Source organism: Nonomuraea sp. 3-1Str (genome assembly GCF_031570565.1).
GTDB lineage: Bacteria > Actinomycetota > Actinomycetes > Streptosporangiales > Streptosporangiaceae > Nonomuraea.
This window is the reverse complement of record NZ_JALHBK010000003.1, coordinates 243,692-266,488: the sequence shown is the minus strand read 5'-3', so window position 1 is coordinate 266,488 and position 22,797 is coordinate 243,692. Positions and strand designations below refer to the sequence as shown.

The 22,797-nt window shown below is 72.0% G+C and carries 20 protein-coding genes; 12 read left to right on the top strand and 8 right to left on the bottom strand.

Annotated features, from left to right (window positions below):
* Window positions 1-368: 368 nt before the first annotated feature.
* Together MTP10_RS07860 and MTP10_RS07855 are read right to left on the bottom strand one after the other, a co-directional pair.
* Window positions 369-1,265: a MurR/RpiR family transcriptional regulator gene (locus tag MTP10_RS07860; RefSeq protein ID WP_310708364.1), complete on the bottom strand. Its 897-nt coding sequence runs from the start codon at window positions 1,263-1,265 to the stop codon at window positions 369-371.
* Window positions 1,262-2,692, bottom strand: a complete 1,431-nt coding sequence (locus tag MTP10_RS07855; RefSeq protein WP_310708363.1) for a glycoside hydrolase family 3 protein — start codon at window positions 2,690-2,692, stop codon at window positions 1,262-1,264. Before MTP10_RS07855 ends, MTP10_RS07860 begins: the two co-directional genes overlap by 4 nt.
* Before the next feature lie 165 nt (window positions 2,693-2,857).
* Between MTP10_RS07855 and MTP10_RS07850 the strand changes: the two genes are divergently transcribed.
* Window positions 2,858-4,426, top strand: a complete 1,569-nt coding sequence (locus MTP10_RS07850; RefSeq protein ID WP_310708362.1) for a family 10 glycosylhydrolase — start codon at window positions 2,858-2,860, stop codon at window positions 4,424-4,426.
* A gap of 19 nt (window positions 4,427-4,445) precedes the next feature.
* The gene (locus MTP10_RS07845) at window positions 4,446-5,546 is read left to right on the top strand and encodes an anhydro-N-acetylmuramic acid kinase (protein WP_310708361.1); all 1,101 of its coding nucleotides are present in this window, start codon (window positions 4,446-4,448) and stop codon (window positions 5,544-5,546) included.
* 5 nt (window positions 5,547-5,551) lie between these two features.
* On the opposite strand, the gene MTP10_RS07840 is transcribed toward MTP10_RS07845, so the two are convergent.
* Entirely contained in the window at window positions 5,552-6,196 is a 645-nt protein-coding gene (locus MTP10_RS07840) for an FHA domain-containing protein (RefSeq protein WP_310708360.1), read from the bottom strand.
* Between the two features lie 181 nt (window positions 6,197-6,377).
* Between MTP10_RS07840 and MTP10_RS07835 the strand changes: the two genes are divergently transcribed.
* The 4 genes from MTP10_RS07835 (at window position 6,378) to MTP10_RS07820 (ending at window position 10,236) form a co-directional block, all read left to right on the top strand.
* Complete coding sequence (locus MTP10_RS07835; protein WP_310708359.1) at window positions 6,378-7,499, top strand: citrate/2-methylcitrate synthase; 1,122 nt, start codon at window positions 6,378-6,380, stop codon at window positions 7,497-7,499.
* Complete coding sequence (locus tag MTP10_RS07830; RefSeq protein WP_310708358.1) at window positions 7,496-7,789, top strand: DUF3017 domain-containing protein; 294 nt, start codon at window positions 7,496-7,498, stop codon at window positions 7,787-7,789. The genes MTP10_RS07835 and MTP10_RS07830 overlap by 4 nt, the downstream gene beginning before the upstream one ends.
* A 53-nt stretch (window positions 7,790-7,842) precedes the next feature.
* A complete protein-coding gene (locus MTP10_RS07825) occupies window positions 7,843-9,057 on the top strand; it encodes an NADP-dependent isocitrate dehydrogenase (RefSeq protein WP_310708357.1) in 1,215 nt (404 codons plus the stop codon).
* A gap of 141 nt (window positions 9,058-9,198) precedes the next feature.
* On the top strand, window positions 9,199-10,236 hold the full coding sequence (locus MTP10_RS07820) for a polysaccharide deacetylase family protein (protein WP_310708356.1): 1,038 nt from the start codon (window positions 9,199-9,201) through the stop codon (window positions 10,234-10,236).
* Window positions 10,237-10,243: 7 nt separating this feature from the next.
* Here MTP10_RS07820 and MTP10_RS07815 read toward each other — a convergent pair whose 3' ends face one another.
* Together MTP10_RS07815 and MTP10_RS07810 are read right to left on the bottom strand one after the other, a co-directional pair.
* A complete protein-coding gene (locus MTP10_RS07815; protein WP_310708355.1) occupies window positions 10,244-11,278 on the bottom strand; it encodes a hypothetical protein in 1,035 nt (344 codons plus the stop codon).
* Complete coding sequence (locus tag MTP10_RS07810; RefSeq protein ID WP_310708354.1) at window positions 11,275-13,110, bottom strand: hypothetical protein; 1,836 nt, start codon at window positions 13,108-13,110, stop codon at window positions 11,275-11,277. The genes MTP10_RS07815 and MTP10_RS07810 overlap by 4 nt, the downstream gene beginning before the upstream one ends.
* Window positions 13,111-13,205: 95 nt before the next feature.
* On the opposite strand from MTP10_RS07810, the gene MTP10_RS07805 reads away from it, so the two are divergent.
* The 3 genes from MTP10_RS07805 to MTP10_RS07795 all read left to right on the top strand — a co-directional run bounded on the left by MTP10_RS07805 (window position 13,206) and on the right by MTP10_RS07795 (window position 17,072).
* A complete protein-coding gene (locus MTP10_RS07805) occupies window positions 13,206-13,703 on the top strand; it encodes a hypothetical protein (protein WP_310708353.1) in 498 nt (165 codons plus the stop codon).
* Between the two features lie 144 nt (window positions 13,704-13,847).
* Window positions 13,848-16,043, top strand: coding sequence for a serine/threonine-protein kinase (locus MTP10_RS07800; protein ID WP_310708352.1), 2,196 nt, complete (start codon window positions 13,848-13,850; stop codon window positions 16,041-16,043).
* A gap of 54 nt (window positions 16,044-16,097) precedes the next feature.
* Window positions 16,098-17,072 carry a malate dehydrogenase gene (locus MTP10_RS07795; protein WP_310708351.1) on the top strand — a complete coding sequence of 325 codons (975 nt, stop codon included), beginning with the start codon at window positions 16,098-16,100 and terminating at the stop codon, window positions 17,070-17,072.
* Between the two features lie 103 nt (window positions 17,073-17,175).
* Here MTP10_RS07795 and MTP10_RS07790 read toward each other — a convergent pair whose 3' ends face one another.
* Both MTP10_RS07790 and galE read right to left on the bottom strand, forming a co-directional pair.
* A complete protein-coding gene (locus tag MTP10_RS07790; RefSeq protein WP_310708350.1) occupies window positions 17,176-17,343 on the bottom strand; it encodes a hypothetical protein in 168 nt (55 codons plus the stop codon).
* 80 nt (window positions 17,344-17,423) lie between these two features.
* Entirely contained in the window at window positions 17,424-18,371 is a 948-nt protein-coding gene (gene galE, locus MTP10_RS07785; protein WP_310708349.1) for a UDP-glucose 4-epimerase GalE, read from the bottom strand.
* An 89-nt stretch (window positions 18,372-18,460) separates the two neighbouring features.
* Between galE and MTP10_RS07780 the strand changes: the two genes are divergently transcribed.
* Together MTP10_RS07780 and trpS are read left to right on the top strand one after the other, a co-directional pair.
* Window positions 18,461-19,774 carry a hemolysin family protein gene (locus tag MTP10_RS07780; RefSeq protein ID WP_310708348.1) on the top strand — a complete coding sequence of 438 codons (1,314 nt, stop codon included), beginning with the start codon at window positions 18,461-18,463 and terminating at the stop codon, window positions 19,772-19,774.
* 14 nt (window positions 19,775-19,788) lie between these two features.
* Complete coding sequence (gene trpS / locus MTP10_RS07775) at window positions 19,789-20,793, top strand: tryptophan--tRNA ligase (protein ID WP_310708347.1); 1,005 nt, start codon at window positions 19,789-19,791, stop codon at window positions 20,791-20,793.
* 78 nt (window positions 20,794-20,871) lie between these two features.
* Here trpS and MTP10_RS07770 read toward each other — a convergent pair whose 3' ends face one another.
* Window positions 20,872-21,378 (bottom strand): MarR family transcriptional regulator, encoded by a 507-nt coding sequence (locus MTP10_RS07770; RefSeq protein ID WP_310708346.1) that lies wholly within the window; start codon window positions 21,376-21,378, stop codon window positions 20,872-20,874.
* Window positions 21,379-21,438: 60 nt separating this feature from the next.
* On the opposite strand from MTP10_RS07770, the gene MTP10_RS07765 reads away from it, so the two are divergent.
* A complete protein-coding gene (locus MTP10_RS07765) occupies window positions 21,439-22,719 on the top strand; it encodes an amidohydrolase family protein (protein ID WP_310708345.1) in 1,281 nt (426 codons plus the stop codon).
* Window positions 22,720-22,797 lie beyond the last annotated feature (78 nt).

Below are 22,797 nucleotides of genomic sequence, written 5' to 3'. Positions count from 1 at the left end.
GTCCCGGAGGAGGAGTGAGCCGTGTCAGCGGTGGACGATCCCCGGCGCATCGGCCCGGACGCCCATCGGCGCGACACCTTGACAGCGTCCGGCCGGCCCACGACTCGGCCGACTCCCTGTTCCCGTCGGACAGCGCGACGAGTTCCTCGCGGCCATCGGCGCGCTGTTCAAGGTCCAGAACGGCTACTGCAGTGTTGGCGGCCCCGGCGGGGTGTCTGTCCGTACGGGCAAGGGCTCGGGGTTCGGGGGCCGGGCCCCCGGTACCGGGGTGCGGGGCGGAGCTCCGCTCGGGGCGTCCGAGCGGAGCGAGGGCCATGCCTTTGGGGCTTCGGTTTCTGGGGCTTCGGGCTGAGGGCTTGAGGTGGGGGTCAGCGGAGGCGGTAGCGGTCCGTGGCCTCGCGGGTGGCGCGGATGGCGGCGTCCGCCGTGTCGTACGTGCGCTGGGCCAGGCCCACGAACACGCAGTCCACGATCAGGAGCTGGCTGATGCGGCTGGCCAGCGCCCCCGGGCGGAAGGCGGTCTCGCGGCCCGCCGACACCATGGTGTGGTGGGCCAGTCCCGCCAGCGTCGAGCGCGGGTTGTTGGTGATGCCGACGACAAGGGCGCCGGCCTCGGCGGCCGTGCGGGCCGGGACGAGCACGTCCGGCGTCTCGCCGCTGCAGCTGATGGCCACCGCCACGTCACCCTCCCTGAGCAGGGCGGCGCTGGTCAGCGCCAGGTGGGCGTCCGCGAACGGGTGGCTCGACAGGCCGATCCGCAGCAGCTTCTGCGACATGTCCGTGGCCACCAGGCCCGACGCGCCGACTCCGTAGACGTCCACGCGGCGGGCGGCGGCGATGGCGGTCACCACCTCGCCGAGCTGGCCGGGGTCGAGCTGCGCGGCCGTGTCCGCCAGGGCCTCCGACTCGGCCCGTGCCACCTTGGCGATCACGTCGGTGAGCGGGTCCTCGGGCCCGAGGTCGCCGGGTACGAGCCGCTCGGGCTCCTTGGCGACCGCCACGGCCGCCGCCAGCGCGAACCTGAGCTGGGAGTAGCCGCTGTAGCCGAGCACCCGGGCGGTGCGGACGATCGTCGCCTCGCTGGTGCCGGACACCACGCTGAACTCGGTGATCGTGCTCCGTACCACCAGCTCGGGGTCGTCGAGGATGATGCGCGCGATGGCCCGCGCCGCCGGGGTGAGGGACGGCAGCACGGCCCGGACGGCGGCGGACGGGTTGGCGGGTTCGGGAGGCGAGGCGGTCGCGGCCTTGCGCGCGGTGGTCATCGGGTCAGCCATTCCGCCGCCGCGCGCGCCGACACACGGGAGATGCCGTGCGTGGCGACGTGTGCCGCCCCCTGGGGCGGGCCCGGGATGCCGGTGTCCACCACGATCGTGTCCGGCCGCACCCGTACGGCCTGCTCCACCCGCTCCCGCACCCAGGCGTGCCGGGCCGCGTCATGGACGGCCAGCACGACGGGCCGATCGCTGAGCGATGGCAGCGTGCCCTCGTCCGTCATCCGCACCCGCTCGGTCCCGGGCAGCAGCTCGGCCAGCGCCGCCGTGAGTCCCGTCGGCATGGACGGGTCCACGGCCTGGCTGAGCCGGGTGTTGACCTCCACGACGAGCGGCGGCCGGGTGAGCCGGGCCGTGCCGGTCGTGGTCAGCGCCGCCCGGGCCGCCTCCAGCCCCGCGCCGGGGTCGGCGTCGGCGACGGCCTTCTCGCGGGCCGCCGCCTGGGCGCCGTACCAGCGGGAGACCGCGCGCACCCGGGCCGCCGCCTCCGCCAGGCGCTCCTCGGACAGGACGCCCTCGCGGACGGCGGCCACGATGGCGTCGCGCAGCTCGGCGAGGCCCCGCTCGGTGACCAGGCCGGCGCAGATGGCGTCGGCCCCGGCCGCGAGCGCGCGCACCGCGATCTCGCCGGGGGAGTGCATCGCGGCGACCGCCCGCATTTCGATGGCGTCCGTGACGAGCATCCCGTCGTAGCCGAGCTCGCCCCTGAGGAGGTCGGTCAGGATGATACGGCTGAGCGTCGCGGGCCTCTCGGGGTCGAGCGCCGGGACGAGCAGGTGACCGCTCATGATCGACTGGACGCCGGCCTCGACCGCGGCGCGGAACGGCGGCAGGTCGCGCTCCGAGAGCACCTCCCGCGAGACGTGCACGGTGGGCAGCGCCAGGTGCGAGTCCGTGGTGGTGTCGCCGTGGCCGGGGAAGTGCTTGGCGCAGGCCGCGACCCCGGCGCCCTGGACGCCCCGCACGTAGGCGGCCGTGTGGCGGGCCACGAGGTCCGGGTCGGGGCCGAACGAGCGGACGCCGATGACGGGGTTGTCGGGGTTGGCGTTGACGTCGGCCGAGGGCGCGTAGTCGAGCGTGATGTCGGCCTCGGCGAGCATCCGGCCGATCTGGCGGGCGACCCGTTCGGTCAGGTGCACGTCGTCCACGACGCCGAGGGCGCGGTTGCCGGGGAACGAGCTGCCGTGCTCGACCTCCAGCCGGGTCACCGCGCCGCCCTCCTCGTCGACGGCCACCACCACGTCGGGGCTCTCGGCGCGCAGGCGCCGCACCACCTCGGCGTCCGGGCGGTTGCGGGCGAACAGCACCACCCCGCCGAGACCCTCCCCGAGTGCCCGGCGCATCCAGTCCGGGACCTCGACGCCGTCGTAGCCGGGTTGCAGCACGGCGGACGCGAGCCCGTACAGGTCAGTGCTCATGGGACCTCCTACGCCGGTCCCGGGACCAGGCGGCTGTGGCTGACGATGATCTCCCGTGACGCCGGGGGACGGCGTGCGCGGCATTTTCCTTCACGATTATTGAACTGAAGGTAATTTTCTGTCATCGTCGCCCTCGACACAACCGCTTCCGAGAGGCCACCCCCCATGCCGAGCAGAAGGACACTCCTCAAGGGTCTCGCCCTCGCCGCCGCCGCGTCCGCGGTGCCGCTGCCCGCCTACGCCGATCCCACCACGACCCCCACCGCCACCACGACCGCCTCGGAGGCCGCGTACGTCCCGCCGCTGCACCAGATGCGCGGCATGTGGATCGCGTCGGTGGCCAACATCAACTGGCCCTCGAAGCAGGGGCTGTCCGCCGACGAGCAGAAGGCGGAGCTCATCGCCTGGCTCGACCTGGCCGTGCAGCGCAGGCTCAACTCCGTGTTCGTGCAGATCCGGCCGACCGCCGACGCGTTCTGGCCGTCGTCGTTCGAGCCGTGGTCGCACTGGCTCACCGGCGTCCAGGGGCAGGACCCCGGCTACGACCCGCTCGGCTTCGCCGTGGCCGAGACGCACAAGCGCGGCCTGGGCTTCCACGCCTGGTTCAACCCGTACCGCGTGTCGATGCAGACCGACCCCGCCAAGCTGCACCCCGACCACCCGGGCCGCAAGCACCCCGAGTGGATCCTGCCGTTCGGCGGCAAGCTGTACTACAACCCCGGCCTGCCGGAGGTCCGCAAGTTCTGCCAGGACGCCATGCTCGACGCGCTCACCCGCTACGACATCGACGGCCTGCACTTCGACGACTACTTCTACCCGACCAACACCACGGCCTTCGACGACAGCGCCGCCTTCGCCCAGTACGGCGCCGGCTTCCCCGACCTGGCCACCTGGCGGCGGCACAACGTCGACCTCATGGTCTCGGAGATGCAGCAGCGCGTACGCGAGGTCAAGCCGGAGGTCGCCTGGGGCATCAGCCCGTCCGGCATCTGGCGGAACAAGGCCAGCGACCCGCTCGGCTCCGACACCAACGGCGGCCAGTCGTACGACGGGCTGCACGCCGACACCCGCGGCTGGGTGAAGAAGGGCTGGCTCGACTACATCGCGCCCCAGCTCTACTGGTACATGGGCCAGCCGCCCGCCGACTACTCCAAGCTCGTGCCGTGGTGGGCGAGCGTGGCCGACGGCACGAACACGCTGCTGTGGATCGGCCAGGCCGCCTACAAGGCCGGCGACCCGGCGCAGGCCGTCGACTGGCAGGACCCGGCGGAGCTGTCCGACCACCTCACGCTCAACCGCGCCCACCCGCAGGTGTCGGGCGACATCTGGTACAACGCCAACGACGTGCGCGTGGACCGCATCGGCTCGATCAGCACGGCGGTCACCAACCACTACACGCGTCCCGCCCTGGCGCCCGTGCTGCCGCGTCTGGCCGACGGCGAGCCGCCGCGCCGCCCCGTGCTCGCCTACGCGCTGCGCCGCCCCGGCGGGGTCGAGGTGCGCGCGGTCGCGACCGGGCACGACGAGCCGTTCCAGTTCGCGATCTTCCGCTTCTCCGGGCGGCCCGCCGCGGGCGCGTTCGACGACGCGCGCAACCTCGTCGCCGTCGTCCCCGGCGACCGGCAGGTGCGCTGGCTCGACCCGGAGGGCAAGCGGGGAGACCACTACCACGTGGTGGCCGTGGACCGGGTCAACCGGACCAGCAAGCCCAGCAACGGCTTCGTGGTGCTTTAACCGATTCTGAAGGAGCGCGATGCGGGTTCTCGGCCTCATCTCCGGCACGTCGCACGACGGCATCGACAGCGCCGTCGTCGACTGGTCGCTGTCCGGCGGAACACTCACCGGTGTGGTCGAGCACACCGGCGAGGAGCCGTACGAGCCCGGCCTGAGGGCCCGCATCGTGGCCGCCCTGCCGCCGAACCGGGTGGACATGGGCGAGGTGTGCGCGCTCGACACCCTCATCGGCCAGGCGTTCGCCGAGGCCGCCGGGCACGCGCCGCGAGCCGACCTGATTTGCTCACACGGCCAGACGCTCTTCCACTGGGTCGAGGACGGCCGGGTCAGGGGCACGCTCCAGCTCGGCCAGCCCGCCTGGATCGCCGAGCGCACCGGCCTGCCGGTCGTGTCGGACGTGCGGGCGCGCGACGTCGCGGCCGGCGGGCAGGGCGCGCCGCTCGTTTCGTACCTCGACCTGCTGCTCATGGCCGGGCTGCCGGGCCGCTCCGGCGCGCTCAACCTGGGCGGCATCGCCAACCTGACCGTGCGCGAGCCGGCCATCGCCTACGACACCGGCCCCGCGTGCGCGCTCATCGACGCGGCCGCGCCGCCGTACGACGAGGACGGCGCGCTCGGCGCGGCCGGGACCGTGGACGAGAGCCTGCTCGCGGAGCTGCTCGCCGAGCCGTACTACGCCAAGGAGCCGCCGAAATCGACCGGTAAAGAGTTGTTCGCCCCGGGCTACGTCAAGGCGGACCTGCCCCTCCCGGACCTGGTGGCCACGCTGACGGCGCTGACCGCCGAGACCGTGGCGGCGGAGATCCGCCGGCACCGGCTCGACACGGTGGTCGTGTCGGGCGGCGGCGTCCGCAACCCCACGCTCATGGGCATGCTGCGCGCCCGCGTGCCGGGCGCCCGGCTGGTGACCAGCGACGAGCTCGGCGTTCCCGCCGGGGCCAAGGAGGCGATCGCCTTCTCGCTGTTCGGCTGGCTGACCGCGCACGGACTGCCCGCCACGGTGCCGAGCTGCACGGGCGCCACCGGGGCACGGGTGCTGGGCACGCTGACGCCCGGCTCCGATCCGCTGACGCTGCCGGCGCCCCTCGCCGAGGCGCCGGTCGCGATCCGCTTCGCCTAGAGCACCTACGAGGCCCGGCGGCCCGCCGCGGACGGCTGGTCGGCCGGGGTGCCCGTGCGCTGCGGCGGCACCACGGGGGTCGGCCGGACCAGGCCCAGCGCGACGACCTCGTTGGCCAGCCGGGTGCGCCGGTTGGTGCCCTCCGGGATGCGGAACTTCTGGTACAGCCGCAGCAGGTGCTGCTTGACCGCGGCCTCCGTCACGACCAGGTCGTCGGCGATCTCCCGCGCCGTCGCCGGGGCCACGAACGCCTCGTCGGACAGCGCCGGCCGGCAGAGCGAGGTCAGCACGTCGACCTCGCGTCTGGTCAGCTCGGGGGCCGCAGCCCTGCGGAGCTCGACCTCGGGAGCGAAGTCCTCGCGGGGAACCCCGCCGATGCGACCGCGCGCCGCTCCGAAGGAGACGACGTCGCCGTCGTCCAGGACCCTCCGGGCGATCGGCCTGCCATTCACCCGCGTGCCGTTGCGGGACAGGCCCAGGTCAACGACGTACAGGTAGGGTCCTCGCCTGACGAACTCGGCATGGAGTCGAGACACGCTGGGATCGGTCAGCCGGATGTCGACACCGCGGCCCCTCCCCACCGTCGTGATCTCGGGGCGCAACGGGACGACCTCACCGGTGTCCTCGACGCGTATGAACGGCCCCTCCACGGCAGTTCCTCCCCAGGTAGCCCGCCGTAACTGTTACTACAGCTCCGGCTTACCCAAACGAGGGGATGGGGAATCGCCTTTGCCATAAGGAGAATGACGCGTGAAATTGGTCTGGACCTTCGCAGACGGTTTTGCCTGCTCACGGGTAGACTTCCACCGAAGATAACCGGAGGAAAGACTCATGGCGGACAAGCCCACGAAAGGCCTGGCCGACGTCGTAGCCGCGTCCACAGCGTTGAGCGACATCGACGGTAAGGCCGGTCGCCTGTTCTACCGGGGATACGACATCCACGACCTGGCAGGCAGAGCGACGTTCGAAGAGACCGCGCATCTGCTCCAGCGGGGCAAGCTGCCCACCCGGGAGGAGCTCGACGCCTTCGGGGCCGAGCTGGTGCGAGGCCGAGAGCTGGGCGCGCTCGCCGCGGCGAACATCGCCGAGATCGCCGAGAAGCAGAAACCCATGGAGGCGCTGCGCAGCCTCGTCTCCCTGACCGCCGCGGACGATCCCGACCGTGACTCGATCGCTCCCGAGGCGAACCTGCGCAAGGCCGCCCGTCTGACCGCCCAGCAGCCGCTGCTCGTGGCCCGCTACCACGCGGCCCGCACCGGCGGCAGCGCGCCGGACCCGGACCCGGGGCTCAGCATCGCGGCGAACTTCCTTCTCCAGGTCACCGGCCGCGAGCCCGGCGCCCGGGAGGTGGAGCTCTTCGACGCCTGCCTGGTGCTGCACGCCGACCACACGATGAACGCCTCGACGTTCGCCGCCCGGGTGTGCGCCGCCACTCTGTCCGACATGCACTCCGCGATCGTCGCCGCCATCGGGACGCTCAAGGGCCCGCTGCACGGCGGCGCGAACGAGCAGGTCATGAAGACCCTGGAGTCGATCTCGCCCGGTGACGTGGCGAGCTCGGTCCGCGAGAAGCTGGCCGCGGGCGAGAAGATCATGGGCTTCGGCCACCGCGTCTACAAGACGGAGGACCCGCGGGCCACGCATCTGCGCCGGATGTCGCAGGAGCTGGCGGAGGCGTCCGGCGACGACACGTACTACCGGATGTCGAAGGAGATGGAGGAGGTCGTCTTCGACACGAAGGGCCTCTACCCGAACGTCGACTTCTACGCCGCGACGGTCTACCACTACCTCGGCATCCCGACGGACCTGTTCACGCCGGTCTTCTCGATCAGCCGCATGGCGGGCTGGACGGCCCACGTGATCGAGCAGCACGCCGACAACCGCCTGATCCGTCCCGACAGCGAGTACATCGGAGAGCGGGACCAGAAGTGGAAGCCGATCGAGGAGAGGTGACTCAGTCGGACGAGAGCTGGGGACCGTACCCGCTGATCCTGGCGGGTGCGGTCGTGGCCGTCGCCGTGACCCTGCTCGTGGACCCGCGGTGGGGCGGGTTCGCGCTGGGCGGCGCGGTGATGGTGGCCGCCGCCCTGCGCTTCGCGGGGTACGGCGGCGTGCTGGCCGTGCGTAGCAGAAGGACGGACGCCGTCACGCTGGGCGTGTTCGGCTTCGTGCTCGTGCTGACCTCCCTGTTGCTGGGGAACAACGAGCTCAAGGCCCTCATCATGTCCCTTTTCGCACGCTGACTTGGCCGTCCGATAGCCTCGACGCATCAATTCATTGAAGGGGAACCATTCGCATGCCCAAGATCAAGGTGGAGGGTCCGGTCGTCGAGCTTGACGGCGACGAGATGACCCGGATCATCTGGCAGTTCATCAAGGAACAGCTGATCCTTCCCTACCTCGACGTCGACCTGAAGTACTACGACCTCGGCATCGAGCACCGCGACGCCACGGACGACCAGGTCACGATCGACGCCGCCAACGCCATCAAGCAGTACGGCGTGGGTGTGAAGTGCGCCACGATCACTCCGGACGAGGCGCGGGTGGAGGAGTTCGGCCTGAAGAAGATGTGGCGGTCGCCGAACGGCACCATCCGCAACATCCTCGGCGGCGTCATCTTCCGCGAGCCGATCATCATGTCGAACGTGCCGCGGCTGGTGCCCGGCTGGACCAAGCCGATCGTCGTCGGCCGTCACGCGTTCGGCGACCAGTACCGCGCCACCGACCTCAAGGTCCCCGGCGAGGGCACGCTGACCCTGACGTTCACCCCGAAGGACGGCTCCGAGCCGATCGAGCTGGACGTCTACGACTTCCCCGGCCCGGGTGTCGCGCTGGCGATGTACAACCTGGACGAGTCGATCCGTGACTTCGCGCGGGCGTCCATGCGGTACGGCCTGTCCCGCAACTTCCCGGTCTACCTCTCGACGAAGAACACGATCCTCAAGGCGTACGACGGCCGCTTCAAGGACATCTTCGCCGAGGTGTACGAGAGCGAGTTCAAGGCCGACTTCGAGAAGGCCGGCCTGACGTACGAGCACCGCCTGATCGACGACATGGTCGCCGCGGCCCTGAAGTGGGAGGGCGGCTACGTCTGGGCGTGCAAGAACTACGACGGCGACGTCCAGTCCGACACGGTCGCGCAGGGCTTCGGCTCGCTCGGCCTGATGACCTCGGTCCTGATGACGCCCGACGGGCGCACCGTCGAGGCCGAGGCCGCCCACGGCACGGTGACCCGGCACTACCGCCAGCACCAGCAGGGCAAGCCGACCTCCACGAACCCGATCGCGTCGATCTTCGCGTGGACCCGCGGCCTCGCCCACCGGGGCAAGCTCGACAACACCCCCGCGGTGACCGAGTTCGCCGACACGCTGGAGCGGGTCTGCATCGAGACCGTCGAAGGCGGTCAGATGACCAAGGACCTGGCGCTGCTGGTCGGCGGCGACGCCGAGTGGCTCACCACCCAGGACTTCCTGGCCGCGCTGGACGAGAACCTCAAGAAGAAGATGGCTTGATCGTCCCGTTGGGGAAGGGCCGCCTCCGGGCGGCCCTTTTCGCTGTTCGGGGCCATCTCTTGGGGTTCCGGCGGGCGTGGCGTAGTTGATCACCAGGGTATGAGCCTCCCCAAGGAGTCGTACGCGTCTCGGGGGGTTCGGATGCGACTGCGTGTCTTGAGCGGAGTGGGCCTGGCGGCGGTGGTCGTGATCGCGGGTGGCTGCGGCAGCGAGCCCGCTCCCACGTCCAGCAGCGGCAAGGCCGACACGGCGGCCCAGACCAAACAGACCCGGGCGGCCAAGGTCGCCGCCGCGGCCAAGGTCAAGGCGAACGAGCTCGGCCAGGTGCCGGTGCTGATGTTCCACCGGGTCATCCAGAACCCGACGACGACGGACGACAGGACCCCGGAGCAGTTCCGCTCCGACCTCGAACGGCTCGCCGCCGACGGCTACGTGCCGGTCACCGCGGCCGAGTTCGTCACCGGCAAGATGGACATCCCCGCCGGTACGCACCCGGCCGTGCTGACCTTCGACGACTCCTCGCCGTCGCAGCTCTCCCTGGACGAGGTCGGCAATCCCAAGCCGGACACCGCGGTCGCGATCCTGCGCGAGGTGGCGGCCAGGCACCCCGGGTTCCGGCCGGTGGCCACGTTCTACGTGACGCGCGACATGTTCGGCAAGACCGTGCGCGAGGAGCAGGCGGAGACGCTGCTCTGGCTCAAGCAGAACGGCTTCGACATCGGCAACCACACGCGCGACCACGTCAACCTGCGCGGCAAGTCGAAGAAGGAGGTCGAGGAGCAGATCGGCTCGATCGCCCAGCAGATCGGCGCCCTCGCCTACGTCAAGCCCGTCACGCTGGCCCTGCCGTACGGCAACCAGCCCAGCCGGAAGGAATGGGCGGCCCGGGGCAAGCTGGGCGACGTGTCGTACGAGCACGCCGGCGTCTTCCTGGCCGGCTACACCCCGGCGCCGTCGCCGTTCAGCCGCTCCTTCGACCCGCTCGGCATCCCGCGCATCCGGGCCATGGACAAGAAGGGCGACTGCGCGCAGTTCTGCTCCACGGCGTGGCTCGACTGGCTGAAGAACAACCCGGACATGCGTTACACCTCGGACGGCGACGTGACGACGGTGGCGTTCCCCAAGTTCAAGGACCCGTTCCTGCGCACCACGTACAAGACCCGCGCCCTGCCGTACTAGCTCCCGGCTATCGCAGTGTGCCCACCACGATCGGCGACGGCGCGTCCAGCCGCAGCGGGGTCACGGTCCCGTCGGCCGGGCTCAGCAGGTGGCAGGCGACCTCGCCGTGGGGGCCGCGGGTCTCGGTGACGAGCGCCTTTTCGCTCTCCCAGCGCAGGATCGCGCGGACGCGCCACCCGGTGGGCAGCCGCGGCACGACGGTGCGCGCGGGCCGCTCCCCGCGCGCGTCGGTCAGGACGACGCCGCGCGGCACGGGCCCGCCCGGCGTGGACTCGGTGGCGACCGTGGCCAGCGTGTCCCCGGCCGGTGAGGGGACGGCCGTCGTGGCCTGGTGGCCGGGCAGCTCGGCGCGGCTCACCACGTCACCGTCCGCCGACCGGACGACGTACGAGCCGGAGGTGACGTGCCCGGGGAAGCGGCCGGAGGGCTTGACGCTCACCAGGGCCGGGCCGCGGTCGGTCCATCCGAGGGCCCGCTCGCCCCGCGGCAGGCGACGGACCCCGCCGCCCGCCACGTCCACGATCATGGTGATGCCCGGGGCGACCTCACCCGTGTCATCGACCCGGTCGTCGGCCACCAGGAGGCGCCGACCGTCGGGGGAGAGCATCGGTTCCTGCCCGCCCAGGCCAGGCTCGGGCGGCTCGCCCGTCTTCACCGGCAGGGGCGTGGTGGTGCCCTTGAGCAGGTCCGCGACGACGTACCGGCGGTGCTTCGGGTGCCAGTAGGCGGCGCGCGTGCCGTCCCGGCTGAGGGTGAGCGGGCCGCTGCCGAAGGCGTAGGGCAGCCACCACCGCTCCCCGCGGGTGGAGACGAGCACCCAGTGCTTGCACGTCTCCGCCCCGTCGTCGCAGGCCGGCCGGTACGCGTACCGTACGGGCGCGGGGGCGGGGCCCCTGAGCTCGCGCGGGCCCGGCGTGGGCACGACCGGGCCCTGGTCAGGGCGGACGAACCGGACGGGAGGCTGCGACCATACGGGCGCGGTCACCCAGGCTCCCGCCACGACGGCCAGCACGGCCGCGCCGTACGTCCACGGGCCCCTCATCGGAGCCGGCCGAACACCGCGTCGTCCAGGGCGCCGGGCAGGCCATCGGCCGGGCCGCTCCTGCCGGTGGCGGGGTCGACCAGGTGATGCCTCGCCTGGCCCGGGTCCCGTGTATCGACGCTGACGAGCAGCCTGCCGCCGGCCGACCAGCCGGCGGTCTCCGGGGCCCCGTAGTGGGCGGGCAGGCGCATCGGGACGCGCCGGAGCACCTGGCCGGTGCGGGGGTCCATCGTCACGAGGTCGTCTCCGGCGATCACGGCCAGCGCGCGCCCGTCGGGGGTGGCCAGCGCGTCCAGGGTGGGGTCGAAGGGCACGCGGGTGAGCGCGGCGCCCCGGCGGTCGAGGGTCACGAGCTCGGTGCCCGGCGCGCCGGGCAGGGCCCGCCGGCCGGCGGTCGCCACCACACCGTCGGGCCCCAGACCGAGGACGCGGCCCACGCCGGACAGGTGTGACCGGGCTCCGGTCCGCGCCTCGACCAGCTCCACGCCGGTGGCCGAGGTCAGCGCCACCAGACCGCCGTCGGCGGAGAGGGCCGGCTCGGGCACGTTCTCGTCGTCCAGCGGGCCGGTGAGGTGGATCAGGCGCATGGTGGTGAGGTCGAGCAGCACCAGGCGGCGTGAGGCGCCGTCGAGGTAGGCGACGTGGTGGCCGTCCCGGCTCAGCGCGAGCGGGGCGGGCCGGCCGCGCGGCCCGCCGCTCGTCAGACGGGCGACGGCCGGGCCGAGGACACGGGGGACGCTGGGCGTGACGGACAGCTCCCACCTCTGCCGCTCCCGGTTCAGCCGGGCGTACCGGAGCGGTTCGCCGATGGGGGAAAGGGGCGGCCTCGGCGCGGTCGCGGCGGCGGCCCGCCGCACGCCCCAGCCGTCCGCGCCCGTGACATAGTCCCAGGGGGTCACGGTCCGGCCGGTCAGCCAGGCGTCCTGTCCGCCCCCGTCATACGGACCGTACCGGGGCTCTCGCGCGGTCCCCCAGACGGTCCAGCCCGCGAGGAGGCCGACGGTCGTCGCGACGGCGAGGGCCGCGCCCACCAGGCGCTTCAGCGGCCCTCGTGGGCGCTCGGCGGCCCGCTCCGGGGTGACCTGCCACGGCCTGATCGCGTGGATCAGGGCGAGGAGGGGCAGCAGGACGTCGCAGACGAGCAAGGCGGAGTCACGCAGCACGTACGGGATGTCGGGCAGGCCGCCGCTGGACGCGGTCCACAGGGCGACGGCGGTGCCACCCGCGAGAAGCGCGCGCGCCGACCGCGCCCGCAGCGCCAGCTGGGCGGCGACCAGGTCCACCGGCCCGGCGGGCAGGGCGCGCCGGTGCAGGTCCCTGACCAGCAGGTGGACGGCCGGCACCGAGGCGAGCGCCAGCGTCGCGCCGAGGCGTTCGGCGACACCGACCTCCATGCGGAACGAGCGAGCGACGGTGCTCAGGGCGATCCCGTAGGCCAGGACGGCGGCGACTCGCCAGATGCCGGCGAGCGCGCCTGGGGCCAGGCGCATGCCCGCGGGCCGGACACGGTCCGGCACTGAACGGCTGCCCGCTATTTCTGCTGCTATTACGCCGAAAAACCACCCGATAACGGGATAGTAAGGCGCAGCCGGGAGCGATTCCTGGACCATCCCGGCCAGGCCGACCGCGGCTCCGGCGCCTGCTCCCGCATAGCGGAATCGCCGGTCCGCGCGCAGTCTGCGGGCGACGCCGGCCGCGTTGTACGGGGTGATCGTCAGGCGCTGCCGCCGGGCGAATCTCACCGATTCGTTGACGAGCACCGGCTCGCGGGTGAGGGGAACGACGGCCCCGATCGTCACCGCCAGCACGACGAGGAACGCCGCCGCTAACAAGAATCGGCTTTCGTCACGGCGGAGAAAGTAGCAGAATCCGGAATCTCACGCCTGGGGGATTTTTAGTGCTTTCTAGTGAAATAGCAGACCGACTCGTGGCCGAAGCCGCCACAGCGCGAAGAGCCGGGGCGCGCGGGCTCAGCTGGGCGCCCGTCGCGGTGGCGCTGGTGCCTGCCCTCCTGGCGCTGCTGTGGGCGAGCGGCGCCGTGGTGCCGCGCCTCGGGGACGGAGGACGTGGGGGCGGCCTCACGTTCTTCGTGGACTCGTACGAGGAGAGTGCCACCACTCACGAGACACGGCGGTTCGTCAACGAAGGATGGACGCCGGTCACGCTGACCGGGGTGGGCGTCCGCACGGAGGGGCTCGTCCTGCGCTCGGCGGCGATGACCGGCGGCGGCCGCTTCCCGCACGTCCTCGCGCCCGGTGCGGAGGTGCGGCTGGACCTCATGTGGGAGGTCCAGGACTGCCCGGCCGTGCGGACGGAACCGGTCGAGCTGGTCTTCGAGGTGAGCCACTGGTGGGGGACCTCCACCGGGACCGTCGAGCAGGACCCGGACAGCCCGTCCGCGCTGGACGACGTGTGCGGCCCCTGAGCGTGACGCCGCCGCGGTCGCGTGTCACCGTTGCGGACAGGAAGACCCAGGCGTGGATCACGAACGGTTAACGCCACCCTGAGAACTTCCTGCACGTCGTAAAGTTTGCCTCGTCGGGCCGTAAGCACAGTGTGGGGAAGACGAATGCCGCAGATCTCGCCGCTGGTGACCGGCGACCCCGGCGAGCTGGGGTCGTTCCGGCTGACCGGACGGATCGGGGAGGGCGGCCAGGGCATCGTCTACCTGGGCGTCGACGAGCAGGGCGAGCGGGCGGCGATCAAGCTGCTGCACGTCAAGTTCAGCGGTGACACGATCGCGCGCTCGCGCTTCGCCAGGGAGCTCAAGGCCGCCAAGCGGGTGGCGTCGTTCTGCACCGCCCGGGTCATCGAGGCCGACCTCGAAGGCGACGCGCCGTACATCGCCAGCGAGTACATCGACGGGCGCGCCCTGCGTGACATCGTCGACACGGACGGGCCGCTGCGGGGCACGGTGCTCGACCGGCTGGCCATCGGCACCGCGACCGCGTTGACCGCCATCCACCACGCCTCGATCATCCACCGCGACTTCAAGCCCGACAACGTGCTCATCGCCGCCGACGGGCCGCGCGTGGTCGACTTCGGGATCGCCCGCATCATCGACTCGACCGGGACCATCACCAGCCGGGCCATCGGCACCCCCGCCTACATGGCGCCGGAGCAGATCGCCGGCGACGACGTGGGCCCCTACACCGACGTGTTCGCGTGGGGCGCGACGATCGCCTTCGCGGCCTCCGGCCAGGCCGCCTTCGAGGGCAACTCGATCGCGGTCGTGCTCAACCGGATCCTCAACCACGAGGTCGACGTGAGCATGATGCCGGAGCCGCTGCGGAGCGTGGTGCGCTCGGCGCTGTCCAAGTCGCCCGAGGAGCGGCCCTCGGCCGACCAGATCCTGCTCCGGCTGCTCGGCCAGCCGGAGACGGCCGGGGCGTCCACGGCGGTCCTCACCCGTGGCGCGCAGGTGGCCACCGACGACACCACGCCGTTCCTGCGCGTCTCGACGACCCTGGCGCCTCAGGGGCATCCCCGCACGACGACGGGTGGCTCCGGGCGTGACGCCGGTGCGACGGGCGGCGCGCCCGCCGCGTACACCGGAGGGACCTCCGGGGTGCGCGAGGGAGGGATTCCCGGGCACACGGGCGGCGGGACCGATCGCGGCGCGGACGCCGACGCGGAGACCTCGTTCTTCCACGCCTCCGCCCTGCCGGCCGAGGCGCGGGCCACGACCGCCGGTGAGCAGGCGCCCCCCGGCGACCAGCACGCCGCCGACCAGCACACGGGCGACCAGCAGCCCGGCGATCACCAGTCCATCGGTCAGCACGCCGGCGATCAGCATCCGGGCGATCAGCACGCGGGTCTGAAGGCGCTCGTCGGCAACACCGGGGTGCCGCCCGCGCCGCCCACCCAGCTCGGCGGCCTGGCGAGGACCCGCCGCCGCAAGGCGTGGTGGATCGCCCTGGCCACCGTGCTCGCCCTCGTCGTGGCCGGGAGCGTCGTCGCCCTGGCCAACGGCTGGCCGCAGCGCGCCTTGGGCCTGGGCCCGTCCGGCGGCGACACGCCCACGCCGTCGCGGACCTTCGCCAGCGTCATCGACAAGGTCGCCGGCACCGGCCGGCTCGTGATCGGCGTCAAGGGCGACCTGCCGGGCATCGGCCTGGCGCGCAACGGCGGGTTCGAGGGGTTCGACGTGGAGCTGGGCAGGCGGATCGCCGCCGAGCTGGGTGCGGCGAACCCGACGTTCGTCCGGGTGTCCGTCGGCAACCGCGACGACATGCTGGCCGACGGCTCCGTCGATCTGGTGCTCGCCACGTACTCCATCGACGACAGCGGCGTCGAGTTCGCCGGCCCGTACTACCTGGCGCACCAGGACGTGCTGGTGCACGACGGCGCCGGCATCGAGAAGGTCGAGGACCTGAAGGGCCGCAAGGTGTGCGCGGTCAACAGCCCCTCGGTCGGCAAGGTGCAGGCCCTGGTGGACGTGGAGCCCGTCACGGCCGGCAACTACGCCGAATGCATGGACCTGCTGCGCAGCGGCCGCGTCGACGCCGTGCCCGGTGACGATCTGATCCTGGCCGGGTTCGCCGGCCGTGAGAGCCTCCGCTTCAAGATTCTCGGCGCGAAGCTGAGCAACGAGCGTTACGCGGTCGGCATCCGGGGCGGCGACGTGCGGGCCTGCAAGACGGTCAGGAGCGTGATCGCCGACTTCTACCGGACGGGCGTCATGAAGCAACTGCTGACCCGGTATTTCGCAAAGGTGGACTTCACCTTGGAGCTGAAGCCGCCCGCGATGGAACCCTGCGGATGACGAACGGGTAGCATCCCAAAGTCAATGATTCGTCCTGTGAGTTAGGGGAAGGCCATGGCCACGCCCGTCAAGGTCACCGTCACCGGAGCCGCCGGTCAGATCGGCTACGCGCTGCTGTTCCGCATCGCGTCGGGCCAGCTGCTGGGCGCGGACGTGCCGGTCAAGCTGAGCCTGCTGGAGGTCCCGCAGGCCGTGAAGGCGGCCGAGGGCACCGCGATGGAGCTCGACGACTGCGCGTTCCCGCTGCTGTCCGGCATCGAGATCACCGACAACCCCGACGTGGCGTTCGACGGCGCCAACGTGGCCCTGCTGGTCGGCGCCATGCCGCGCAAGGCCGGCATGGAGCGGGGCGACCTGCTCGGCGCCAACGGCGGCATCTTCGGGCCGCAGGGCAAGGCGATCAACGACCACGCCGCCGACGACATCCGGGTCCTCGTCGTGGGCAACCCGGCCAACACCAACGCGCTCATCGCCCAGCAGAACGCCCCGGACGTGCCGGCCGAGCGGTTCACCGCGATGACCCGCCTCGACCACAACCGCGCGCTCTCCCAGCTCGCCGCCAAGCTCCAGGTGCCGGTCACCGATATCAGGAACATGACCATCTGGGGCAACCACTCGGCCACCCAGTACCCCGACCTGTTCCACGCCGAGGTGGGCGGCAAGGTCGCGGCCGAGCAGGTCGACGCCGAGTGGCTGCGCGAGACGTTCATCCCGACCGTGGCCAAGCGCGGCGCGGCGATCATCGAGGCGCGGGGCGCGTCGAGCGCCGCCTCGGCCGCGAACGCCGCGATCGACCACGTCTTCGATTGGGTCAACGGCGCCGAGTGGACCTCGGCGGCGGTCGTCTCCGACGGCTCCTACGGGGTGCCGGAGGGGCTCATCTCGTCCTTCCCGGTCCGCTCGGCCGGCGGCCGGTACGAGATCATCCAGGGCCTGGAGATCGACGCGTTCTCGCGCGAGCGCATCGACGCCAGCGTGCAGGAGCTCGTCGAGGAGCGCGACGCGGTCAGGTCCCTCGGCCTCATCTGATCCTCCCCGGCGGCCCCCGGTCCCATCGAGCCGTCCGTATCGGCGCGCGTCCCGTTCGCGGGGCGCGCGCTTCGCTTTGCGCGGGGACAGCGGGCGCGGACGCTCACGGGAGGACGGCGGAGGCGGAGGGCGACGGCGTGTTCCGCTCGCCCGTGCCGGGGCAGGAGATCCCCGAGGGGGCATGAGGAGCTGATGAGGCCGTGGCGAACACGACTCCGGCGGCGGCCGAGAGGCTGCCCAGCACGACGGCTGAGCCGAAGAGCAGCTTCATGACCCTGGGCGAAGACGTGACCCTAGGTGAAAAGGTCCTCACATTTCGGTATCACAGCACATATCGCGCCGCCGCATGCGTCATTTGCCGGAAAGCGCCGTCCAGGCGTCGGAGACGATGTCCCGGATCGACGCCCGCTCGGCCTTCCAGCCCAGCTCGCGCTGGATCTTCTCCGAGGAGGCCACCAGCACGGCCGGGTCGCCGGCGCGGCGCGGCCCGACGACGGCGGGGATGTCGTGGCCGGTGACCTCGCGGCAGACCGAGACGACCTCCTGCACGGAGAAGCCGGTGCCGCTGCCCAGGTTGTAGATCTGGTGCCGCCCCTCGCGGACCGCGTCGAGCGCCAGCAGGTGGGCGCGGGCCAGGTCGCTCACGTGGACGTAGTCGCGCACGCAGGTGCCGTCGGGCGTCGGGTAGTCGGTGCCGAACACGCTGACCGACTCGCGCTCTCCGGTGGCGACCTTGAGCACGTTCGGGATGAGGTGGGTCTCGATCGCGTGCCGCTCGCGGAAGCGGCCGTAGGCGCCGGCCACGTTGAAGTAGCGCAGGCTCACCGCGCCGAGGCCGCGCAGGCCGGCGTAGGCGGTGAGCGCGGTGTCGACGGACAGCTTCGAGGCGCCGTAGGGGTTGGTCGGCCGCGTGGGGTCGCTCTCCTGGATGGGGGAGCGCTCCGGCTCGCCGTACGTGGCGGCGGTCGAGGAGAACACGATGCGGCGCACGCCCTGCTCGTGCATGGCCTCCAGCAGCGCCAGCGTGCCGCCGAGGTTGTGCGACCAGTACAGGCCCGGCTTCTCCACCGACTCGCCCACCAGCGACCTGGCCGCGAAGTGCAGCACCGCCTCCGCGCCGGCGAGCGCGTCGTGCGCCTCGGTGATCGAGCCCTCGACGAACCGGGCGCCGTCCGGCACCGCGTCCGCGTGGCCGGTCGACAGGTCGTCCAGCACCGTCACCTCGTGCCCCGCCTCGACGAGCTGGGCAGCCACGACACTTCCCACGTATCCGGCGCCGCCGGTGACCAGAAGCCTCATGATGTCTACTCCTGTGCGAATATGTTTGATTATGTACGACTTGCCGTTCAGCATACGCCCGAAAGGCGTTGAGTACGCTGCCAAGCACCATGTTTGACGCTGTCGTGGCCAACATCGCCCTCGTCCTGGTCTTCATCCTCGTGGGCGGCTTCTTCGCGGCCGCGGAGATGGCCATGGTCAGCCTGCGCGAGAGCCAGGTGCGCAAGCTCGCCGAGCAGGGCCGCCGCGGCGAGCGGGTGGCCAAACTGGCCCTCGACCCCAACCGCTTCCTGTCGGCCGTGCAGATCGGCGTGACCGTCGCCACCATGCTCTCGGCCGCGTTCGGCGCCGACCGGCTCGGCCTCCAGCTCGTCCCCGTGCTGGAGGGCTGGGGCGTGCCGGTCGCCGTCGCGCCCGTGCTCGCCCTGGTGCTGGTCACCCTGGCCATCTCGTACGTGTCGCTGGTGCTCGGCGAGCTGGCCCCCAAGCGGCTGGCCCGGCAGCGGGCCGAGGGGTTGTCACTGTTCGTGGCGCCGTTCCTCGACCGGATCGCCGCGCTGTCGCGGCCGGTGATCTGGGCCCTGTCGAAGTCCACCGACGGCGTGGTCAAGCTGCTCGGCGGCAACCCGCATGCCGACAGGGAGGAGGTGACCACCGAGGAGCTGCGCGACATGGTGGTCGGCCACACCGACCTGACCACCGACGAGCGCAACCTCATCGCCGAGGTGTTCGCCGCGGGCAAGCGCCAGGTGCGCGAGGTGATGCTGCCCCGGACCGAGGTGGAGTTCATGGAGGCCGACACGCCCCTGGCCGAGGCCGCGGTGCTCGCCGCCGGGATGCCCCACTCGCGCTTCCCCGTCTACCGTGAGTCGTACGACGAGGTCATCGGCTTCGTCCACGTCCGCGACCTGCTCGACCCCGTGCTGACCGGCCGCATCGAGCCGATCAGCGAGCTGGTGCCGATCAGGCCGGTCAAGTACGTGCCCGCCTCCAAGCGCATCCTCACCACGCTGTCGGAGATGCGCGGCGAGGGCCACCACCTGGCCATCGTGGTCGACGAGTACGGCGGCACCGCCGGCATCGTCACCCTGGAGGACCTGGTCGAAGAGCTCATCGGCGACATCAGGGACGAGTACGACATCGAGGACGACACCGTGATCCTCCCGGCCGGCGAGATCGAGATCGACGGGCTGACCAACCTCAACGACTTCGCCACCGAGACCGGCATCAGGCTGCCCAGCGGGCCGTACGAGACGCTCGGCGGCTTCGTCATGGCGATGCTCGGCCACGTCCCCGAGGTGGGCGAGACGGTGGAGATCCCCGGCTTCGAGCTGACCGTCACGGAGCTGGACGGACGCCGTATCGCCAGGGTGAGGGTGAAGCGCGGCCTGGCGGTTGAGTCGCCGCCCGACCAGGATTCCTGACACAATTGTGTGCCATGGCCAGACCTCGTGTTCTTTCCGGCATCCAGCCCACCGCGGACTCCTTCCACCTGGGCAACTACCTGGGTGCGGTCCGTCAGTGGGTCCCGATGCAGGAGACCCACGACGCCTTCTACTGCGTGGTCGATCTGCATGCGATCACCGTGCCGACCGACCCGGCCGACCTGCGCCGCCGCACCCGCGTGGCCGCCGCCCAGCTCTTCGCTGCCGGGCTCGACCCGGAGCGCTCGACCGTCTTCGTGCAGTCGCACGTACGGCAGCACAGCGAGCTGGCCTGGGTGCTCAACTGCCTGACCGGCATGGGCGAGGCGGCCCGGATGACGCAGTTCAAGGACAAGGCCGCCAAGTTCGGCGAGAGCGCTGCGAGCGTCGGGCTGTTCACCTACCCGATCCTGCAGGCCGCCGACATCCTGCTCTACCACGCCGAGCGGGTCCCGGTCGGCGCGGACCAGAAGCAGCACCTGGAGCTCACCCGCGACCTGGCGCAGCGCTTCAACCACCGCTTCGGCGACACGTTCACCCTGCCCGAGCCGCACATCCTCAAGGAGGTCGAGAAGATCACCGACCTTCAGGAGCCGTCGGCCAAGATGTCCAAGTCGTCCTCCAGCCCGGCGGGCATCCTCGACGTGCTCGACCAGCCCGGCCCGCTGCGCAAGAAGGTCATGCGCGCGGTCACCGACACGGGCTCGGAGGTGCTGTTCGACGAGGAGAACAAGCCGGGCGTGTCCAACCTGCTGCGCATCCAGTCGGCGCTGACCGGCACGCCCATCCCCGAGCTGGTCGCCCGCTACGAGGGCCAGGGCTACGGCACGTTCAAGAAGGACGTGGCGGAGGCCGTGGTCGACACGTTCACGCCGATCCGCGAGCGTACCGAGAAGCTGCTCGCCGACGAGGCGGAGCTCGATCGCCTGCTGGCGATCGGCGCCCGGCGCGCCGGCGAGGTGGCCGAGGAGACGATGGAGCAGGTCCGCGACAGGATCGGCTTCCTGCCCGGGTCCTGACGGACCGGACGCCGGCCCGGCCACGAGCCGCCCGGATCGGGCGCCCGGCCCCCGAGGGGCCGGGCGCTCTTCGCGTCGTCAGCGGACCCTGCGCCGGCCCACCGCGAGCAGGACCTCGCGCAGGGCGTCCGCGGCCCGCCGCACGGCCTCCTCGGGGACGCCCGCCATCACCTCGGTGTGCGCCTTGCCCGAGGCCGCCAGCGCGGCGTCGGCCACGCGCAGCCCCTCGGGCGTCAGCCGCACCCATCGGCTGCGCGCGTCGCCGGGGTCCGCGGCGCGCTCGACGTAGCCGGCGGCCGTCAGGCGCTGGAGCACGTTGCTCGTGCCGCCGGAGGTCAGGAAGAGGGCCTTGGACAGCTCGCTCGGCTTCATGCGGTGCGGCGGCGGCGTGCGGCACAGCGCGGCCAGGATGTCGAACTCGGCGTAGGTGAGCCCGAGGTCGGCCAGCTCCGCCTTGACGGCCTCCTGGAAGAGCATGTCGAGGCGGGACGTCCGCTTGCTGAGCTCCAGCGCGGAGATCAGGGCCGACGGCATGCCGGCCTCGCGCCAGCGCGGGACGAGCCCGTCCACCTCGTCATGCTTCATGAGACGAGGATACTTGTGGGCTGATTGCTTTTCAGAAAGCTATTCATTATGCTTTTCGGCATGGAAACAGTGATCAGGAACGGGATCGTCGTCGACACCGAGCCGGAGCCGGTCGTCATCGGGCCGGCCGACGTCCGGATCCGGGACGGAAGGATCGCGGAGGTCGGCCCCGGGCTGGCCGCCGCCGACGGGGCCGAGGTCATCGACGCGACGGGGAAGATCGTGCTGCCCGGCTTCGTCGACACCCACCGGCACACCTGGCAGGCCGCCATCCGGGCGACGATGCCCGACGCCACGTTCGGCGACTACCTCGGGCGTGTCCTCGGCGAGCTGGCCCCGGCCTTCCGGCCGGAGGACGTCCACGCCGGCAACCTCGCGGGCGCCCTGGAGTGCCTCGACGCGGGCGTCACCACGCTGCTGGACTGGTCGCACATCCAGTTCACGCCCGAGCACACCGACGCCGCCGTGGAGGCGCTGCGGGCCTCGGGCGTCCGCGCCGTCCTCGGCTACTGCCACGGCGGGCCGCGCTCCGGGCTGGCCGCGGAGACCCGCCGCGTGCGCGACGCCCACTTCGCCGCGCCCGGCCTGGTCAGCATGGTCATGGCCGCGCTCGGGCCGGAGATCCTGCCCGAGGACCACGCGCTGGAGGAGCTGGAGACCGCCCGCGAGCTTGGGCTGCCCGTCACCGCCCACCTCGGCGGACAGGGACCGGAGAGCGCCGCCAGGGGGCTCGCCTTCCTGGAGTCCCACGGGCACCTCACGCCCGGCACGACGTTCGTCCACGCCAACCACTACGACGACGAGCAGCTCAAGGTCATCGCCGGCGCCGGAGGCGGCGTGTCGGTATCGCCGATCGACGAGATGACGCTCGGCATCGGCTACCCGGTGACCGGGCGGGCACAGGCCGCCGGCGCGCCCGTCTCGCTCAGCGCCGACACCGTGACGTGCGCGCCCGGCGACATGTTCAGCCTCATGCGCACCGCGTACACGCTGGAGCGTGGCCGGCCGGGCGGCGCTGGGCTCGGCTTCACCACCAGGGACGTGCTGCGCATGGCCACGATCGACGGCGCCCGGGTGGCCGGGCTCGGCGACGTGACCGGATCGTTGCGGCCGGGCAAGCAGGCCGACCTCGTGCTCCTCAGCACGGCCACGCTCGGCATGGCCGCCTCGTACGACCCGATCGGCGCGATCGTCCTCAACGCCGACACCAGCGCCGTGGACACCGTCCTGGTCGGCGGGCGGGTGGTCAAGCGCGGCGGGCGGCTCGTGGGCCACGACGTGCCCGCGGCGCTCGACGCGCTGGCCGCCGCGGCGCGCCACGTCACCGCCGCGCTCGCCTGACACCCGCGCCGGGCCTCTCGTCCCGCGCGGCACCGCCTTGAGCGGCGAAAACAGTCCCCGATGGCAGACTTGACGGGC

What these genes read in the sequence shown, in the direction of transcription:
- MTP10_RS07820 (WP_310708356.1), top strand. Translation starts at nt 9,199, where the DNA reads ATGCGACTGCGTGTCTTGAGCGGAGTGGGCCTGGCGGCGGTGGTCGTG.
- MTP10_RS07815 (WP_310708355.1), bottom strand. Translation starts at nt 11,278, where the DNA reads ATGAGGGGCCCGTGGACGTACGGCGCGGCCGTGCTGGCCGTCGTGGCG.
- MTP10_RS07800 (WP_310708352.1), top strand. Translation starts at nt 13,848, where the DNA reads ATGCCGCAGATCTCGCCGCTGGTGACCGGCGACCCCGGCGAGCTGGGG.
- MTP10_RS07845 (WP_310708361.1), top strand. Translation starts at nt 4,446, where the DNA reads ATGCGGGTTCTCGGCCTCATCTCCGGCACGTCGCACGACGGCATCGAC.
- MTP10_RS07825 (WP_310708357.1), top strand. Translation starts at nt 7,843, where the DNA reads ATGCCCAAGATCAAGGTGGAGGGTCCGGTCGTCGAGCTTGACGGCGAC.
- MTP10_RS07770 (WP_310708346.1), bottom strand. Translation starts at nt 21,378, where the DNA reads ATGAAGCATGACGAGGTGGACGGGCTCGTCCCGCGCTGGCGCGAGGCC.
- MTP10_RS07765 (WP_310708345.1), top strand. Translation starts at nt 21,439, where the DNA reads ATGGAAACAGTGATCAGGAACGGGATCGTCGTCGACACCGAGCCGGAG.
- MTP10_RS07850 (WP_310708362.1), top strand. Translation starts at nt 2,858, where the DNA reads ATGCCGAGCAGAAGGACACTCCTCAAGGGTCTCGCCCTCGCCGCCGCC.
- trpS (WP_310708347.1), top strand. Translation starts at nt 19,789, where the DNA reads ATGGCCAGACCTCGTGTTCTTTCCGGCATCCAGCCCACCGCGGACTCC.
- MTP10_RS07795 (WP_310708351.1), top strand. Translation starts at nt 16,098, where the DNA reads ATGGCCACGCCCGTCAAGGTCACCGTCACCGGAGCCGCCGGTCAGATC.
- MTP10_RS07855 (WP_310708363.1), bottom strand. Translation starts at nt 2,692, where the DNA reads ATGAGCACTGACCTGTACGGGCTCGCGTCCGCCGTGCTGCAACCCGGC.
- MTP10_RS07860 (WP_310708364.1), bottom strand. Translation starts at nt 1,265, where the DNA reads ATGACCACCGCGCGCAAGGCCGCGACCGCCTCGCCTCCCGAACCCGCC.
- MTP10_RS07790 (WP_310708350.1), bottom strand. Translation starts at nt 17,343, where the DNA reads ATGAAGCTGCTCTTCGGCTCAGCCGTCGTGCTGGGCAGCCTCTCGGCC.
- MTP10_RS07835 (WP_310708359.1), top strand. Translation starts at nt 6,378, where the DNA reads ATGGCGGACAAGCCCACGAAAGGCCTGGCCGACGTCGTAGCCGCGTCC.
- galE (WP_310708349.1), bottom strand. Translation starts at nt 18,371, where the DNA reads ATGAGGCTTCTGGTCACCGGCGGCGCCGGATACGTGGGAAGTGTCGTG.
- MTP10_RS07780 (WP_310708348.1), top strand. Translation starts at nt 18,461, where the DNA reads ATGTTTGACGCTGTCGTGGCCAACATCGCCCTCGTCCTGGTCTTCATC.